Here is a 17,461-nt window from a genome sequence, read left to right as displayed (position 1 = left end):
ATTATGACTATGACATTTTGTTATAACCTCCGCCACTTATGGTTGTAGAGACTACAGTATATATAAGCGTATTCAAATAAATAACTAGCCAGTATATTAGCCTTTGGCTTGTCATTTATTTTCATATACCTAAAATGTGAGTTTGTCACATGAACGTTCCTGCATTAGCTTTAAATCAAATCCATATTTAAAATTTTGTGCAATTGAGGAAATTAAAAAACATCCTCTATCACACGATTAAAGGATGTTTTTAGTAATATGAGTACTTCATACTAGGTCTATCACCTCCCTATTCATCGTAGGACTCTTAGTGACTATAAATAGGCGGATATCTGACTTTCGGCTATAAACCGATTCACAGTGGCGGGACCGTTCCGAACTCACATCGGATTCCCCTTTAAATCACTCCATAATAAAACAGAAATGATACCTATTTTAAAACGTATAAAATTGTAATCTACATTTCTTACACTTAAAGTATACAACTAACACTCCAAGATTACAAGATAATAAATTATTTATTGGGTCTTAGTATATAGAATTTACATATATCATAGACCCTTTAGTTTTAAAACCTTCTAAATGTTTTAATCAGTTCCTTTGTATATCTATGATCAGGAGTATTATAAATCTTATCGCTACTTCCAAACTCTACTATCCGTCCCGTCTTCATAACAGCAATATCATCACAAAAGGCTCTAACTAAATCAATATCATGGGAAATAAATAGATATGTCATATCAAACTCTCCTTTTACCCTATTAAGAAGCTGAATACTCTGAGCCTGTACAGAAACATCTAGCATGGATGTAGCTTCATCAAGTATTAGCAGTTTTGGCTGAAGTACTAAAGCCCTTGCAAGAACCACCCGTTGAATCTGTCCCCCACTTACTTGATGGGGGTATCTATCTAGTATCTCTTCCTTCAAACCAACTAAATCTAGGTACTCCAATATTTTTTTCATCATTTTATTCCTATTCCCATTGTTAATTTTATGGATCAAAAATGGTTCTAATAAACTATACCCAATTTTTTTACGAGGATTCAATGATGTATCTGGATGTTGAAATATTATTTGCATTTGTCTTCTTATATCCTGCATTTCTTTAAATGTATAATTAGTAATATCCTTATCTAAAAAGTATATCCTACCTTCATCAACAGGCATCAATTTCAAGATTATCCTACCTAAAGTAGATTTACCACATCCGCTTTCCCCCACCAGTCCAAGTATTTTCCCTTTATCGATATTTAATGATACGTTGTCAACGGCTAAAGTATCTTTACCATAAAAGCTTCTTTTTTTAAATGCCTTTGTTACCTTTTCCAGCCTTATCAAATAGAAAGCACCTCGCTTTCGATCCCATTGTCGTATTGTAAAGCAATGGCTTTTTTAAGTAACATCTTCCCATAGCATACTCACACCTCGGATGAAATTTACAGCCCTTAGGAGGATCTATCAGACTAGGAGAAGAACCTATCATGGGGCTCAGATTTCTATGGGGCTGTGAATCCACTAATCCCTTTGTATATGGGTGCTGAGGATTTTCTAGGATTTCTTTACTTGAACCAATTTCTAAAATATCACCGGCATACATCACAGCTATCCTGTGGCATAGCCTTTTTGCAAGAATTAGATCATGGGTAATTAAAAGCATTCCCATATCATTTTTACACTTTATTTTGTTAAAGGTCTCATAAACCTGTCCCCTAACTATGGCATCCAAGCCCTTTGTAGGTTCATCGGCTATAAGCCATATGGGATTACAGGAAATTCCCATGGTCGCTAAGACCCTTTGCTTCATTCCGCCGCTTAGTTCAAAGGGATAAGTACCTAGAACACTGGTATCAAGCATAAACTTTTTCATTAGATTTAATATCCTACCTAGAGCTTGTTTTTTACTTGCCTTTTCATGAAGTATTATACCCTCCGCTACTTGCTTTCCAACTCTCATAATAGGATTTAAAGCAGTTCCAGGATTTTGAGGCACAAGAGCTATTTCCTTTCCCCTAAGCCCTACCATTTTTCTTATATCTAAATCTAGTAGATCAGTTTCCTTATAAATAATTTTTCCCGATACAACTGCATTATCTGCAAGAAGTCTCAATATAGATAATCCTAAAACCGATTTACCACTGCCGGTTTCACCTATTAATCCAATCACTTTCCCCTTTTCTAGTTCTAGGGATACATCATCAACGGCCCTAACATTTCCAAGCTTTGTTTTAAAATGAACCTTTAAATTTTCTATTTTTATATTTTCATTCATAAATATCCCCTCGACTACAAATATTGTTTATGGGCATCTCCCCTTGTATCCAAGTAATCCCTTAAAGCGTCGCCGATTAGATTAATACTTAAGCTAAGTATCATTATACATGTGCCAGGGGCTATTAGAAGTATTGGATTACTAAGATAGTAGGTCTTAGCATCACTTATCATTACTCCCCAATCGGGAGTAGGGGGCTTAAGTCCTAATCCTAAAAAACTAAGACCAGCAATAGATAAAATGACCTTACCAATCCTAGTAGTAAATAAAATAATAAATGGCCCCATTATATTAGGTAATATGTGATGTATAATAATATGCAAATTATTGCTGCCCAGTGCTTTAGCTCCTTCTATATAGTTTTCCTCTCTTATTTTCAACACTTCACCCCGTACAATTCTTGAAAAACTTGCCCAAGAGGTCAATATTACTGAGATGAGTATACTTTTTATTCCCGGCCCCATTATTCCAATAAGTGCTATCATAAAACTAATGCTGGGTAATGCTTGAAATATATTAATGATCATCTGTATGATGCTATCAAGCTTTCCACCAAAGTATCCTGCAATGATTCCTAAAACAAGTCCTAGTAGCATTGTAAGCATAGAGGCTATAATAGATAAAAGTATAGAGGTTCGTCCTCCGTAGACAAGTCTACTAAAGACATCCCTTCCCAAGGAATCTGTTCCTAGCAGATGATCCATAGATGGGCTTTTAAGTCTGTTTTTCATGTCTATTTCAATAGGGCTATATGGAGCTATATAGGGAGCAAATAAGCTAACAAGTAATATAATTATCAATGCTAAAGACATAATTTTACACATAGCCATATTAGTTTTTGCCTCCTAATCTGATTTGAGGATTTAAAATAACATAACATATATCGACTAGTAAATTGAACACTATGTAGGTTATCCCCATAAATAGTACATAGCCTTGTATAACAGGATAATCCCTACTAAAAATTCCATCTACTACAAAGCTGCCTATCCCTGGTATTGCAAAAATAGTTTCTATTATAGCTGATCCCCCAAGTATACCTCCAAAGTAATTCCCCAAATACGTGATAATCGGCATAATAGAGTTTAACAAAGCATGTCTAATGATTATGATTTCATCAAAAAAACCCTTAGCCTTAGCAGTTATAACATAGTTTTTATTTATTTCCTCTATTAAGGTAGCCCTATTTAGTCTCATAATAACTCCTATAGTTCCAGAGGCAAGGATTGTTGATGGCAAAATCAGATGTTTAAATGATCCATAGCCACTGGTAGGTAGTATTTTAAGCTTTTCAGAAAAGAGGGTTATTAATATAAATGAAAGCCAAAAACCTGGTACTGAAATAAATACCAGTGCAACAATTCTACCTAAATGATCAAATAATGAATGTCTCTTAAAAACCATAAAAACACCTAAAGGAACACCTATGAGTATGGCCATGATTACAGCCAAAATAGCTATGGAAAAGGTAATTGGTAATCTTCTCATAATTTCATGAAATACAGGCTCATTAGTCATATAGGATTTACCTAAATCACCCTTAACAGCATTTTTTGCCCAGTTTAAATATTGTATAATCACAGGATCATTAAGTCCAAGCTCATCCCTCATGGAGTTTAACTCTTGCTCAGTTGGATAGCTTATACCATCCATCGTAAGAATTTCAAGCGCCGGATCACCCGGCGCCATAATTCCTAATATAAATGCAATCAATGACACTCCTATTAAAACCGGAATGGCATTTAATATCCTTTTAACTATGTACCCCATTGTGTTTAGCATTACTTCCTCCAATGAACCTCAGGAAGGGTTGTACCATAGATAATTGACTTGTATCCATCAATCTTTTTATTATATACTATTAGGTTGGCATCACAGAAAAGTGGTATGGTTGGTAGCTCCTGTGCTGATATATCTTGTAACTCATCGTATATAAGGGCTCTTTCTTCTAATATAAGGGTTTGATCCAATTTATCCATTAGTTCATCAACTCTATCACTTTTATACCCAAGATTATAAGCCAAGTTTGTAGATCCATTACTTCTCATAAATCTGTCAAATATTGAGTATGGCTCCATATTAGGTAACCCTTGTATATGCATTGATAAATTGAATTCACCATTTTTTCTCAGTTCCTTAAATGTTGGCCAATCATAGATAAGTATATTTACATTCAATCCCAGTTCCTTTAATGTAGCTTGAATATACTCAGCTTCTTCTTTGTATGGATACTTTTGTGTGAATGCCGAGGGAACAATCATATCTATATCCATTTCTTTTCCCTGTAAAACTTCCTTTGCAAGCTCTTTAGCTTTTTCCATATCATACTTTGGTTCTATGTCTTTTTCAAAGGGTGAAGCATAGTTTAAAAGATTCTGTGTTGGTTTTCCATTAGCCTTATAGAACTCATCAACTATTAATTGTCTATCAATTGCTAAGCTTATTGCTTTTTTCATCTTTGGATTATCAAAGGGTGCTTTGTTCCCATTTGCAGAGATGTAATGACTAATACTTGATTTTTCTACTGACTTCTCAAATCTATCTTCCTTTAAAAGTTCTTCAGCTAATGCTGGCGTTATAGCTCCAAGATCCATTACTCCCATTATTTCTTCGGCCTTTAATGCTGAATACCTTGTCTGAGCATCGGGAATAACTTTAACCCTTATTTTTTTAGCTTTAGCTTTTTCTCCATAATATCCTTCATAGGCTTCTAGTACACAGTAAGAATCCTTTTCAAGTTCTACCAGTTTAAAAGGGCCTGTTGCACTAGGTATACCTACGAAATCCCCATTTTCATCAAAGCTATCGGCGCTATATATTGGACTCCCAAAGTTAACCATGTTATATGGTAAGGTCGGTAGTGGATTCTCAAAGGTAACCTTAACTGAATAATCATCCACCTTAACACAATCAATTAATCCTGGATATATTTTATCAACACTAAATGTATAGAATTTTGATTTTCTAGATTTCATTTTCTTATATCTATCAAAGTTGGCAACAACTGAATCTGCATTGAAGTTTTCCCCATTATGGAAGGTTACCCCCTCCTTTAGTTTAAAAGTCCATTCCTTTTGATCTTCAGAGGCCTCCCATGATTCAGCAAGCTTTGGAACAGGCTCACCATTTGCTCCCATTTCCACTAGCGGCTCCCACACATATAATATTACACTGGTGAAAAATGCATCCTCTTTCCCAGGTGCAACATCTCTAGGTGCTGCAAGCACTATTTCTTCATCCTTTATAGGATCTTTTTGATTTTCTTCTTGTAAAGCTTCCTTCGTTTTATCTGTCTCTGAAGCCTCATTTGACTTTTGATCACCACAGCCTATAAGAAAAGCTGAGTTTAACATTAAAGTAATAATTAGTACCAATATAGCTATTTTATTATTATTTAACATTTTTCCCATTAGTATTTCCTCCTAAAATTTATATTTTTAAAACAAAAAAACTTCCCCATGTAAAATAAAGAAGTATAGAAATAAGTAATCTACTGAAACACCTCCCCATCCTCGTGAGCTATAGTGTGTATTTGTATGGCAGGTATCCTGACTTAAGATCAACATGCTATCATCACCTTCCCGTTTAATAAAAAACAGTGGCTATAAGATGTAGCACTCCCTTTACACAGTGGCGGGACCGTGCTGGATTCTCACCAGCTTCCCTTTTAAGCATTAAAACTGCACCATATAAATATCCATATTTAGTTCTATATCATTCTAGCATCTTAGCAAACATTTTTCAACATTTTCTGATAATATTAGCCAATAGTACCATTAACATATGCTCAATTACAAGATCCTTTCAATTTGGTAAACAATTAGCATGCTTCTATTAGTTTATACCCCAAGCCCCGAAAATTTTTCCTTTGCTAAACCAATTGGGAATTCCATGATACAGCCTTTAACTGGATTTACAATCTGACTGATTCGAAGATTTCCCGCAAGTGAAAGTAATAGTCCACTTTGTGCATCCGTTAAAGCTGAATGTTTCTGCAAAAACCTGTGCATTTTTTGTGCTGCTATAGTGCTACAATTATCGAGGGATGAATCTGCTGAGGTAGTAATATAGTGACTCTCAGTAACGATAAATGGGGTAGGAATGTCCTGTCCATCCTTAATAACATCTACTTTTACAGTTACTTCTCCACTCATTTCCAAAGCACAAATAACAGTTTCTCCGTCTCCCTGCACCCCATGTATATCCCCCATAGAAAGTAAGGCCCCGGGTACATTAACCGGCAGATAAATTGAAGCCCCCACACCAAGGTCTTTTATATCTAAATTACCGCCATGTTCTCCGGGACTTTGGGTTGACATGATTTCATTCTTGGGAGCAGTACCCATTACGCCAATCATAGGTCGGATTGGAATACGGATCTCGTTATCAAAGACCACTAAACCATCTTCAATAGAAAATCTACGACAATGACAACCCTCAATCTCATAAATACCAGCACCGGTACGTGCGCACATAGAACCGCTAGATTCAAGATCAATGGCCTTGATTTCTACACGGAGTACGTCCCCGGGTTCAGAACCTCTCACATAAAGGGGCCCTGTGGCTGGATTATTGAGCTGCATATTCATCTTATTAAAGTCAAAGCCATCCATCAGAATTTGCTCACAATAACAATCTTGACAACAAAACTTTACGGTATCCCCGCTCTCAGCATAGTCAGCGGGGGGTATTGTAGGATCAAAGTCAAAATGAATTTGTTCTTTTTTTATATTAATCATAGATAAACCACCTTTATTTTAATTTCTCTTGATACTTCATCTTGTTATGATGTTAGGCATATTCTAAAAATAAACTGGTCATCCTACTTGTTTATTTTTTCATGCACCTTAAATGTAATTTTAAGCTAATCAGTGATCGGATTTGAGACCTGCTCCACACATAGGAATCAAGCAATCCGATATCCTCCCATTTAATTCACAATACTTCAAATAGGCCGCATAAGTGGCCGCTGTTGTATGCTCACAGTAAATACCCTTTGCGGCAAGAGCTGCCCTAGCCTCCATAATTCGATTTTCCGGAGCTGTAATCATTTTGATATTGTACTTATATGTATATTCCAAAATTTCCTCACCACGCATTGGTACGCCAATTGCAATTCCCTCTGCCATGGTTGGTTTAGGACTCACCCTAGCTGGATGCTTCTCTTGAGTAATAACTGCCTTTACGAAGGGATCGCAGTATTCGCTTTGGACTGCTATGATATTTGGCATTTTTTCAATTATAGAACTTTCTAAAAGTTCTTCCAACGCCTTCACAATACCAATGAATAGAGTCCCATTGCCCAGTGGAACAAAAATATTTTTTGGAATTCTGTTCATTTGTTCATAGACTTCATAGATATAGGTTTTTGTTCCTTCATAGAAGAAGGGATTATACACATGATTTGCGTAATATTTCCCCTCTGTATCTACTTTCCTTCTGCAAACATCGGCACACATATCCCTTGTACCAGAAACCACATTTACCTGTGCATTATGGGATTTAATCATATTAATCTTTTTCGGTGATGTGCCCTCTGGGACAAAAATCTCACAATCAATATCAGCTTTCGCACAATAGGCCGCGACACTATTTCCCGCATTGCCACTGCTATCTTGAATAACGGAATCTACACCAATTGCTTTACAGTGGCCAATCAACACCGCGGCACCTCTATCCTTGAAAGACATAGTCGGCATGAAATAATCCATTTTTAGTAAAACATCTTTATCAAACCGAATCACAGGTGTCATCCCTTCCCCTAGGCTGATTTTACGCCAATGTTTTTCTTCCAATGGCATAAAAGCACGATAGCGAAAGATACTCCAAGTATCACGATCTATTAAAGATAGATCAAATTTCGGAGGCTTATAATCCAATTTCCAAAGACTGCCACAGTTACACTTTTCTTTTCTAGTTGTCACTTCTGCCGTCATACCACATTTTGAACAAATATATTTCATGTTCCATTCACCTCCACAATAGTTTCAATATATATCTTGCTTACACTATTTTATAATCATATATTCTATCCCTTAAATCTTACACTTCATACTAACTCGATTTTACTTCATTCTATAGATAAACAACATTAAGACTTAAAATATATTTCAAAGAAAATAATGAACGCTTCTAAATTTTTTCTTTGAAATATATTAAACCTTGAAGTTGTTTATCCTCAAAAAAATTTCAAATATGAAACCAATAGCTATACCCACAATATAACAAACTATATCACTCCATAAAAAACCATATCCTAATACTAAACCACCAATTGTAGTTTTACGAATTCCATCGATCCATGGACTATGATAAAGCTGACTTATTTCAATAGATATGGAAATAACAGCTCCTATTACAGCTATATTTATACTTGATTTTTTTTTGAAGATAAATCCTAATAAAAGAAATATCATTAATCCCCATAGAATATCTCCTGAGTATACAGCTAAAAATTTAGGTAAAGTATTAGAAAAATGCCTTGAGCTTAAACCCAATATTATAACAACTATTGTGTATATAAAATATGCTACTCTTTTACGCTCGAAAACCATTGCATAGTTGTCCTTTCTTTCTAAAGTATATTGCTTTCACAAATCACTAACATTATACCATATATTAGTATTTAAGTTATGTCTGTACTCTTACCTATAGGGATTTTAGTATAGACTTTAACTTATACTATGAAAACCCTATATAGAGAGTTTAGGATAAATTAAAGTTTTGTCTGGAATCCCTATATAAAACTAATGAATTGAAATATAGGTGATTTTTATATAAAATGATAATAGAGCAAATTTCATAATTACAATCCTCAAAAATTTACTACTACATATAGTCTTAAATCCCCCTAGAGGCATACCACATTTATTGTGCAATTATGCCAAGTTAGAATTATGCAATTTCCTCAATAAACAAATATATTACTTCAATGATTTTTATGTGGGAGGAATAGATGTGTTAAAAAATAATTTTACTGTTCACAATAAGTCATCAAAACCCGATAATATTGTCAAGTCAGAAAATGATATGATCGAAAGATGTTTATTTATAGAGTCTCAACTACCTGATTTTATGACGGACTACTTTATTTTTTTGAAAAATAGCGTATCCTTAACGTCGAGACACGCTTACCTTAACGATGTTATTTTCTTTTGTAATTATCTTATATCTGAAACAAGTTTAACATCAGCTACTGATACAAAGGAAATCTCTAATGAGGATTTTATAGGTATTAAAGCCCGTGATATAAACAGGTTTATCGGTGATTATTGTGCTAGATACTTGATTAAGAAAACGGATTCTACAGTTGTAATGGAAAATCACAATAGGGCTTTGGCTCGTAAAAAATCATCTCTTGTATCCCTTTTTAAATTCCTATATAGGGATGAAATACTACCTAATAACATAACAGATGGTTTCAATCCTATAAAACTACCTAAACCTCAACCCGATGCAATTAAGAAATTGGAGGTTGATGAAGTGGCAATAATGCTAGATGCAGTTGAAAATGGAAGTGGATTAACGGAAAAGGAAAAACAATATTGGAAAAAAACTAAAATAAGAGATAAAGCTATTTTGGTTTTATTTACTACATACGGTCTCAGATTAAATGAATTGCAACAATTAAATATTTCTTCTTTCAATTTCAATCGTGGGGAGTTTAAGATTTATAGGAAAAGGGGCAAAGAGGTTAACATGCCCTTAAATAAATCCGTGGAAAAAGTTATAAAAGAGTATATAAACGAAGAAAGGCCTAGCTCAGAAAGTGTTTCTGAGGAATACAGAGACGCTTTATTCTTATCACTACAAAAGAAAAGAATGACTAAGCTATCCGTTAGAAAGCTTGTCAAGAAATATACTTCGATTGCACTGGATACAACTAGGGCCAGTGGCTATAGCCCCCATAAGTTAAGGGCTACCGCCGCCTCTTCACTTATTCAGTATGGATTCTCTATATACGATGTACAAAATCTCCTTGACCATGATAATGTTACAACCACTCAGCTGTATGCGGCTCATAAAAAGAATGTCAAAAGAGAAATTGTTAAAAACTTTGAATGGCTGGAAGAATAAAGAAGCACTAAAATGTGCTTCTTTTCTAAACTGGTAAAATTGAAATCATATACCCTCCAGCAATTAAACTTATAAGGTTTGCTAAAAGAACATATCCCAGGATAACCTTCCTTTTTTTCTCCCTAATTAAATTTTCAAATCCTATTATTTCTACTAAAAACACAAAAAACTCTCCGATAATTAAGGTCAATATTAAGTAAGTTGACATGGATGAAGCTTCGCTATTCAACCATATATTCAATCCTCCCTGGGTTATTAGGTTTATGATAAGAAATATAAGCCAACTCCCTTTTTCTCTAAACCCAAAGAGCCAAAAAACAATGCCTTCAATCAAAAGAGTAAGTAATAAACGCATTGATACTAAAAGTACAGAGCGAAATGGATATTTGCCATAACTAAGTTTCTGACTAGATAAATCTAGTGTGAGAATCTCGTTATATCTCTTTATAGGTTTAGTAAATGTACATTCAAAACTCTTCCCATTTGATGTAACTTTGAATGTATACTCGCCATCCGACTGCATCTGGGATGAATAAAAAACATAATATCCTTCCCATGCTACCCTTCTAACCATTGCTTCTGGTTGTTCTTCATTGGATATCATCACAATTGACAGATCTTCTGGAGGATTATTGATAAGGATAATTAATGACGGTGGTTCTGCAGAATTGGCAAATATTATTATGGGAATTACTGTTATCAGGGTTAATATTACTAGGAATATAAGATATTTACAAAACTTGTTCATACTAAATCTCCTCTAGCTCTACCAAGCATATTTTTAAAATTATAGTTTTTTGCTAATGACATTTTAATTCATTCCTTATGGATTCCGTCTGTTATTAATATTCTATCATATTCCTTGATGATATCAGTAAACCTTTTAGCATTCGCTATGCTCTCATTATCTTCCTTTAGACTTTTTCGTATATCATTTATACGTTTAGTTAGTTGTTCTTGTTCTGTTTGGATTTATGAATATTATTTTATCACCTGAGGCACATTTAAAAAATAAATTAGTAATCTTACTCATCCTTTTAATTCTTTTCTAGTTATATTAAACCTGCCTTTTCTAGCATTCGCTTCATAATCATAGCTAGTTCTGCTTTTGTTATGTTGGCTTTTGGCAAGAACTGATTTTGGTTATTTCCTACTATTAGACCGTTTTTGGCACAGATAGCTATTGGCTTTTTAGCCCAATCATGGATATCTGCTTTATCTACAAATTGATTTAATTCATTTTGTAATTCCTCATCTGTATAGTCTACTTTCATGCCTGCCAGTTTCATTGCTCTTAATATCAATGTTGCTGCTGCTTCTCTTGTGATGCTATTGTCTGGTCTAAATGTCCGATCTGGATAGCCTTCTATGAGTTCATATTCCACACTGGTTGCTACGTATCCAAAACCTTCATCCGTCTTAGCCATGTCTGTAAAGGTGGCATTGTTTCCCTTATCTCCTAGCCCTAATGCCTTGACAACAGTTTCTGTGAAAAATAGCCTTGTTATTTGTTGATCTGGATTGAATGTGTTTTCACTTTCTTCCTCTACCACCATTCTTGCACCCATTTCGTTACAGATATCTTTACTCCAATGGTTTTCTACATCTGAATAATTTTTGGGATTCCAAACTACTGAATACGTTGAGTTAGTTAGACTGTTAATCTTAGCATAGTACTTTCCGTCAATCTTAACAATCTTTGTTGGCACATGACAAGTGGTGCCATCTAGATAGACAACGATTCCTGTTGTAACCTTATTTGGTTCTATTCCCTTAGGTAGTGCTATGGTTCTTTCTACATAAGCATTGAACTTGCTTGCACTCACTTTTTTGCTTTCATAGCTACAGGTTACTTCAAAGTCTACTGGTGGTACTACTAAAGTCAATGCATCCTTCTTTGCTGTATTTTCTACTACCTTTACCATATCCTTTGATGTCTCACCAATCTTTACTTCTACATCAATGTCCTCTAAGTCAATGCCTTCACCAAGTTCTTCGGATATCTTATCAATATTGATTTGATCTGCTGGTAAGGTATAGGTTGCCTTTTCTGTTTTAATCTCTACGATGGCTTCTTTTTCTTCCATGTTCTTCACCATTTGACCATTAAGCTGTCCTACTACGCTTCCCTTTTGACCACCTACTGGGATGGTTACCGTTGATCCTGTTCTTTCTTTCTCAAGCTTTTCTTCTAATTTTTTCTCATCAATACTGACTGTTATAACTTTCTTTCCGCCTTCATACTTGGTTTTAGCCTTGCCTAAAGATCCTTCTTTTTTGCCATTTACTTCTACAGATACATTGTTGCTACTATTAGAAGAACTTCCCCCTGAGGAGCTACTACTTTTACTCTGTGTTGTAAAGCTCCAAGTTATTTTATCAGAAATCCCTGTATAGTCATTGCCTGTTTCATCGGTCAACCCACGACTATCTATTTTGACATAGTATTTTGTTCCATGTGCAAAGTCATTTGTAGGGTTAATGGTAACTATTTTTTCATTTATGGAAACATCATTAGCTGAAATACTCTCTACTAAACTATCATCACTGCTTTTATATATCTTAATATAACCTGTACCTTTTTTGATATTTTCGTTAAAGATTATTTCTAGGTTTGAACTGATAGCTATGCTCGTTCCTCCATTACTAGGACTAAGGTTTGTTACTGTTGGAGCATCAATGTCCTCTGTTCCTGTTCCTTTTACCTTAAAGGTGTATGGATTGTTATCTGTATCGGTATTTGCAATGCTAACTGTCACTGTTTTCTCTCCAGTGGTACTTGGGTCAAATTTTATTGTAAAGGTTGTGCTTGCTCCACCTGCTATAATAGCTTCTGGTTGACTCTCTACACTAAAACCTGAATCTCCTGTTATTGTTACCCTAGGAGTATTTGTCAGTCTTAATTCATAGTTGCCTGTATTTTTAATGGTATAGGTTTTTGTTACGGTTTGAGTATGAATATCTACACTACCAAAGTCTGTATGGTTTTCTACTGTTGGAGCAGTGCTACCATTGTTCACGGGTTTATTGTCGCTGGCGATAGACATATCTACTGACTCATCATCTACTGTTATCACCTTCACCGTTTTTGCTAATCCGTTATAATCCGAATCAGAGCTAGTTGTAGTTATGTTGATATTACTTGTTATATCGCCATCTAATTCTATATCATCGACACTTGCTACTGTCACATTATGATTTTTGTTCCAATCTGCATTTAGTATTGTAATGCTGGTTTCCCATAAGGATATCTCGCTTGTATCCGTTGGTGTCAAGGTTATATTTACATCATTACCACCTACAGGTTGGGTTGATAATCTGAATGCTATTTTATCTTTAACCGTTGAACCCTCTATTACACTTGTTTTTCCGCTATCTTCTGTTATAATAAGGTTTGGTACATCGTTGTCTATGGTTGTAACTGAGATTTTTTTACTTGCTACAGAATCAAAAGTGTCATCTGTATTTGTTTGATCTATGCTTAAAGTGATATCCGTAGATTGTTCTCCATCTTTAGTATCATCATTCACACCTGTTACTGTCACGGTTTGTTCTGCGTTCCAATTATCCTTTGTAAAGGTCAAGCTATCATGGCTTATTGATTTTTCTGTGGTATCACCATTTATTATTTTAATGACAACATTTGTTTCAGGCTGAGCATCTAATTTAACTGTAAATGTGTCCGTTGTTTCATCTTCTGATACTGATGTATTACCATCTGTTTCTATAATGGTAAAACCAGCAACATCATCATCTTGTGTTGTAACAGAAATATTGCCACTCAAACCATCATATTTGTTATCACTTTGGTCATCATCAACGGTTATATTTACTTGAATATTTTGATTGCCATCTACTAGGTTGTCATCTTTCCCTATTAATGTTACGGTCTGTGCTACGTTCCAATTATCTTCTGTAAAGGTCAGCGTAGTTTTGTCCACATCTACTTCATCTTTATCTATACTTGCTACGTTTAACACTACATTGGTTATAGGCTTTGATGCTAATGCAACTGTAAAGGTATCCATTGTACCAGATTCATTGACAGATGAACTACCATCGGATTCCGTAATATTTAAAGAGGCAGTATCATCGTCTGTTATCTCTGCTGTTGCTGTTTGTATGCCATTTTCTGTTGCATTTGTCACAGTATCTATATCTATAATGATTGTTTCTGTATCTTCGTCGATATCATCATCTTTCCCAGTAATCATTAGACTACCTTCTGTATCACCCGCAGCAATGGTTATATCAGTAGTATTTGCAGTATAATCATTGTTTGATGCTGTACCAGTATACCCAAGACCTACGATTATATCTTTTCCCGATGCTACCGATAAAGTTGCTTTTAATGTTGCTTTCCCACCATCCTCAGCCAGTGGACTGTTTTCTAAGGATAATGAAGCTGTAGGTGGATCATCATCATCTAAGATGGTTACGGTTTTTTGTTGAGTTCCGTTTTCCTTTCCATTAGTTACAGATGCTATGTCGATTATAACTGTCTCATTATCTTCATCTAGCACATCTTGCAAACTTGAAAGGGTTGTTGTTTTTTTGGTTTCACTTGCAAGTATGGTTATTGGGTTATCTACTAGGTTGTAGTCTGCTGCTATTGATGTTCCGCTTATGCTCAGATTTACTGTGATATCTTTTGTTGTAGCTCCCTGCTTTGTTACTGTAACTATACAATTTTCTGGGTTTTCAGTTAGCTGTGTTTTATCCACTTGTAGCGTTATAAGAGGCTTTGAATCATCATCTGTTATATTACATGTTACTTGCTGAGTCCCTGACTCCTTACCGTTTGTTACAGAATCAATATCTATTATGATTCCCTCTTCTCCTTCGTAGATAGTATCATCTGTTCCTGTTATCGTTACTGTTCCAGAGGTTTGTCCAGCTTCTATCTCAATGGATGAAGAAGCTGAGTAATCCGATGAGCTTGCTGTTCCACTAAATGCTAAATTAACCGTTACTTTCTTATTATGAGTCTCAGATAGAATCGCTTTGATATTAGTGGTTCCACCGTTTTCATTAACGGTTGAATTAGGTTCTAAGCTTAATGTCACCCTTGGCTCTGATGTCACTTGCAGGGTAGCTGTATAGGATGCTTCACTATCATCTGTTCCATCGTTCACTTTAAAGGTAAATGATGAGGAATTTCCATTTGTGTTTATGTATTTAAGCTTGCCTGCATCTAATGAGGCTTTTGAAATAGTTGAACCATTAGTTAATGCCGCCTCTGAGCCATTAATACTATCATTATTGTCACTATCTATCCATAACGAACCACTAGCTGGTACAGATGTTATTTTTAGATGATCCAATGGATTGCTATCCCCATCTGCATAACCAAATTGTGATGTGTTAAAATCATATGCAGTATTCTCAAATATAGGTGATGCTGTAAAGTTTGCTGCTGTTGGTTTTTCGTTTAGTGTTGCTTCAGTATTACCTTTTAAATTATCTATAGTGAAGTACTCATCATAAAAATCTTCGCTTGTAATAGTTAATGTGTCAATGATCGCATTTCCAAAATTTAATGTTTGATTCATACCATTACATGTCTTTGTAACAACTGTAGTACCATTTAAACTACCAGTAAAAGTAATTATTCTTGGTTGAATTTCTTGCTTATCAGCCCATAAAGAATTCAACAACCAAGGCTTACCATCTGCTCTTTTAATAGTAACTCTTTCAACAGTCTTAAAATTTTGTACATTAGCATTCCATTTACCTGAAAGCACAGTAATACAAGATGTACCACCTTTCCCGTATGAACTATGTGCTACTACACTACCATCCCCATCACCAGTTGCAGTAATACGAAAGGTGACCCCTTCTATATTAAAATCTTTGTATGGTTTTGCTTCAAACGAATGACATAAAACACCATTTTCGTCACATGCTGTCTTTACCCAGTTAAAATCATTATCAAATGCTGACTCACTAGCTGCGTTTACCTCCATAAAGCCGAATAATAATAACATTAAAGTCAAAACTAAAAACACTACTCTTTTACTTTTCATAATCCTCTTGTATGGTGTACTTATACTGAAATACATAAATACTCTCCTTTCTTCTTAAATATGTTAATAATTAGCAACAGCACTTAGACGCTTTGATGTCTTCCTCAATTGCTTTTTAAGTACATTACGCGAACTTATATTTGCCAATATATTTTGTATGAATCTTTTTCTATAAATCATTCCAAATTTTTTCAGTCATTATCAACAAAAGATATTCATTGAATTTTCTTAATAAAATGTCACTCAGTTTTACTTCTATGTGACGTATTCTTATACTATGAAGTGCAATAAAATAAATAAAGCCTTTCAGTCTTCATTTGACTAAAGTAGTAATGGGGATAGGTATTAGTTTGTCAATTTTTAAAGGCAAACTCCTCCCCCACTATTCTTACAAATAGATTTGTCATATTTCATGAGGTGTAATAGTTGTATCTTTATTATATTTATCTTCTTTATTTTTTTCAATAACTCTGTTGGATATATTTTCAAGCTAAAGTTTTGAGATATCTGCAAAGGTGGATTTTTCGTTGTATTCTCTTGTTATTTTCATTGACATTCTCCTTTCTATCATTTTTCACATAACAAATCCCCTACGTCTAGATACCACTTATAATTGTGTTTATTTACCTCATCAAGTGAAAACCATTCTTTATATTTGCATAAGAATAGTTTCTTCCCATCATATCCTATTTCTTTAATTATCTCAGATTATAATGTAAAGACCCTATCCTACTTTTTCTATTTAAAATTTATAAAATCTTAAAGTTTATAAAAAAGTAAGTTTTCAGTATGATTTTCTAAAATTCCTTTTACTGTAATTATCCAATAATTTCACTAATTAGTATTATCATCTTCGTACATATCCCCCTTAACTGGGATGATTGTATCTACACATATATTTAATTTCCCACCAGGGGTTGAAGCTCCCTTTAAATCCACTGTGATTTTATAATCTCCATCGGGGGTATGTACTGGTATATAGTGCATTTTATTATGAAGAACACTGTTTTTATTGAGTGGTAATTCAAAACGACCATTTGACCCTACCATTTCAATGGTTTTACTTGGTGTATATAAATAGGCTTTTTG

Annotated in this window: 12 protein-coding genes and 2 riboswitches; of the genes, 1 reads left to right on the top strand and 11 read right to left on the bottom strand. The window is 34.5% G+C overall.

The genetic code is table 11. The features are described 5' to 3' along the window. Positions 1 to 305 precede the first annotated feature (305 nt). A riboswitch (cobalamin riboswitch) is annotated at positions 306 to 449 on the bottom strand. Positions 450 to 568: 119 nt separating this feature from the next. The 8 genes from N4A68_12570 to N4A68_12535 form a co-directional block, all read right to left on the bottom strand. Then, positions 569 to 1,339, bottom strand: a complete 771-nt coding sequence (locus N4A68_12570) for an ATP-binding cassette domain-containing protein (GenBank protein MCT4565130.1) — start codon at positions 1,337 to 1,339, stop codon at positions 569 to 571. Further along, on the bottom strand, positions 1,305 to 2,270 hold the full coding sequence (locus N4A68_12565; protein ID MCT4565129.1) for an ABC transporter ATP-binding protein: 966 nt from the start codon (positions 2,268 to 2,270) through the stop codon (positions 1,305 to 1,307). Before N4A68_12565 ends, N4A68_12570 begins: the two co-directional genes overlap by 35 nt. A 14-nt stretch (positions 2,271 to 2,284) precedes the next feature. Further along, on the bottom strand, positions 2,285 to 3,100 hold the full coding sequence (locus tag N4A68_12560) for an ABC transporter permease (protein ID MCT4565128.1): 816 nt from the start codon (positions 3,098 to 3,100) through the stop codon (positions 2,285 to 2,287). A 1-nt stretch (position 3,101) separates the two neighbouring features. Then, positions 3,102 to 4,052, bottom strand: coding sequence for an ABC transporter permease (locus tag N4A68_12555; GenBank protein ID MCT4565127.1), 951 nt, complete (start codon positions 4,050 to 4,052; stop codon positions 3,102 to 3,104). After that, the gene (locus N4A68_12550; GenBank protein ID MCT4565126.1) at positions 4,052 to 5,680 is read right to left on the bottom strand and encodes an ABC transporter substrate-binding protein; all 1,629 of its coding nucleotides are present in this window, start codon (positions 5,678 to 5,680) and stop codon (positions 4,052 to 4,054) included. Before N4A68_12550 ends, N4A68_12555 begins: the two co-directional genes overlap by 1 nt. Positions 5,681 to 5,790: 110 nt before the next feature. Beyond that, a riboswitch (cobalamin riboswitch) is annotated at positions 5,791 to 5,975 on the bottom strand. Positions 5,976 to 6,109: 134 nt separating this feature from the next. Then, positions 6,110 to 7,009, bottom strand: a complete 900-nt coding sequence (locus N4A68_12545; GenBank protein MCT4565125.1) for an acetamidase/formamidase family protein — start codon at positions 7,007 to 7,009, stop codon at positions 6,110 to 6,112. A 129-nt stretch (positions 7,010 to 7,138) separates the two neighbouring features. Then, positions 7,139 to 8,233, bottom strand: a complete 1,095-nt coding sequence (locus N4A68_12540; GenBank protein ID MCT4565124.1) for a threonine synthase — start codon at positions 8,231 to 8,233, stop codon at positions 7,139 to 7,141. 192 nt (positions 8,234 to 8,425) lie between these two features. Further along, positions 8,426 to 8,824: a DUF2809 domain-containing protein gene (locus tag N4A68_12535; GenBank protein ID MCT4565123.1), complete on the bottom strand. Its 399-nt coding sequence runs from the start codon at positions 8,822 to 8,824 to the stop codon at positions 8,426 to 8,428. 475 nt (positions 8,825 to 9,299) lie between these two features. Here N4A68_12535 and N4A68_12530 point away from each other — a divergent pair, with 475 nt between their 5' ends. Then, the gene (locus tag N4A68_12530) at positions 9,300 to 10,346 is read left to right on the top strand and encodes a tyrosine-type recombinase/integrase (GenBank protein ID MCT4565122.1); all 1,047 of its coding nucleotides are present in this window, start codon (positions 9,300 to 9,302) and stop codon (positions 10,344 to 10,346) included. 25 nt (positions 10,347 to 10,371) lie between these two features. On the opposite strand, the gene N4A68_12525 is transcribed toward N4A68_12530, so the two are convergent. The 3 genes from N4A68_12525 to N4A68_12515 all read right to left on the bottom strand — a co-directional run. Further along, positions 10,372 to 11,094: a hypothetical protein gene (locus N4A68_12525; protein MCT4565121.1), complete on the bottom strand. Its 723-nt coding sequence runs from the start codon at positions 11,092 to 11,094 to the stop codon at positions 10,372 to 10,374. A 304-nt stretch (positions 11,095 to 11,398) separates the two neighbouring features. Next, entirely contained in the window at positions 11,399 to 16,408 is a 5,010-nt protein-coding gene (locus N4A68_12520; GenBank protein MCT4565120.1) for an S-layer homology domain-containing protein, read from the bottom strand. Positions 16,409 to 17,206: 798 nt separating this feature from the next. Beyond that, positions 17,207 to 17,461: hypothetical protein (locus tag N4A68_12515; protein MCT4565119.1), on the bottom strand; the 255-nt coding region annotated here is incomplete at its 5' end.

Origin of the sequence: Maledivibacter sp., assembly GCA_025210375.1 — a bacterium.
Taxonomy (GTDB): Bacteria; Bacillota; Clostridia; order Peptostreptococcales; family Caminicellaceae; genus JAOASB01.
Note: the sequence above shows the minus strand (reverse complement) of the source record. Positions and strands in the feature narration are given on the sequence as shown.

Excerpts from the sequence above, each read along its gene's own strand:
- N4A68_12565 (MCT4565129.1), bottom strand. The coding sequence starts at position 2,270 with ATGAATGAAAATATAAAAATAGAAAATTTAAAGGTTCATTTTAAAACA.
- N4A68_12560 (MCT4565128.1), bottom strand. The coding sequence starts at position 3,100 with ATGGCTATGTGTAAAATTATGTCTTTAGCATTGATAATTATATTACTT.
- N4A68_12555 (MCT4565127.1), bottom strand. The coding sequence starts at position 4,052 with ATGCTAAACACAATGGGGTACATAGTTAAAAGGATATTAAATGCCATT.
- N4A68_12550 (MCT4565126.1), bottom strand. The coding sequence starts at position 5,680 with ATGGGAAAAATGTTAAATAATAATAAAATAGCTATATTGGTACTAATT.
- N4A68_12545 (MCT4565125.1), bottom strand. The coding sequence starts at position 7,009 with ATGATTAATATAAAAAAAGAACAAATTCATTTTGACTTTGATCCTACA.
- N4A68_12540 (MCT4565124.1), bottom strand. The coding sequence starts at position 8,233 with ATGAAATATATTTGTTCAAAATGTGGTATGACGGCAGAAGTGACAACT.
- N4A68_12535 (MCT4565123.1), bottom strand. The coding sequence starts at position 8,824 with ATGGTTTTCGAGCGTAAAAGAGTAGCATATTTTATATACACAATAGTT.
- N4A68_12530 (MCT4565122.1), top strand. The coding sequence starts at position 9,300 with ATGATCGAAAGATGTTTATTTATAGAGTCTCAACTACCTGATTTTATG.
- N4A68_12525 (MCT4565121.1), bottom strand. The coding sequence starts at position 11,094 with ATGAACAAGTTTTGTAAATATCTTATATTCCTAGTAATATTAACCCTG.
- N4A68_12520 (MCT4565120.1), bottom strand. The coding sequence starts at position 16,408 with ATGTATTTCAGTATAAGTACACCATACAAGAGGATTATGAAAAGTAAA.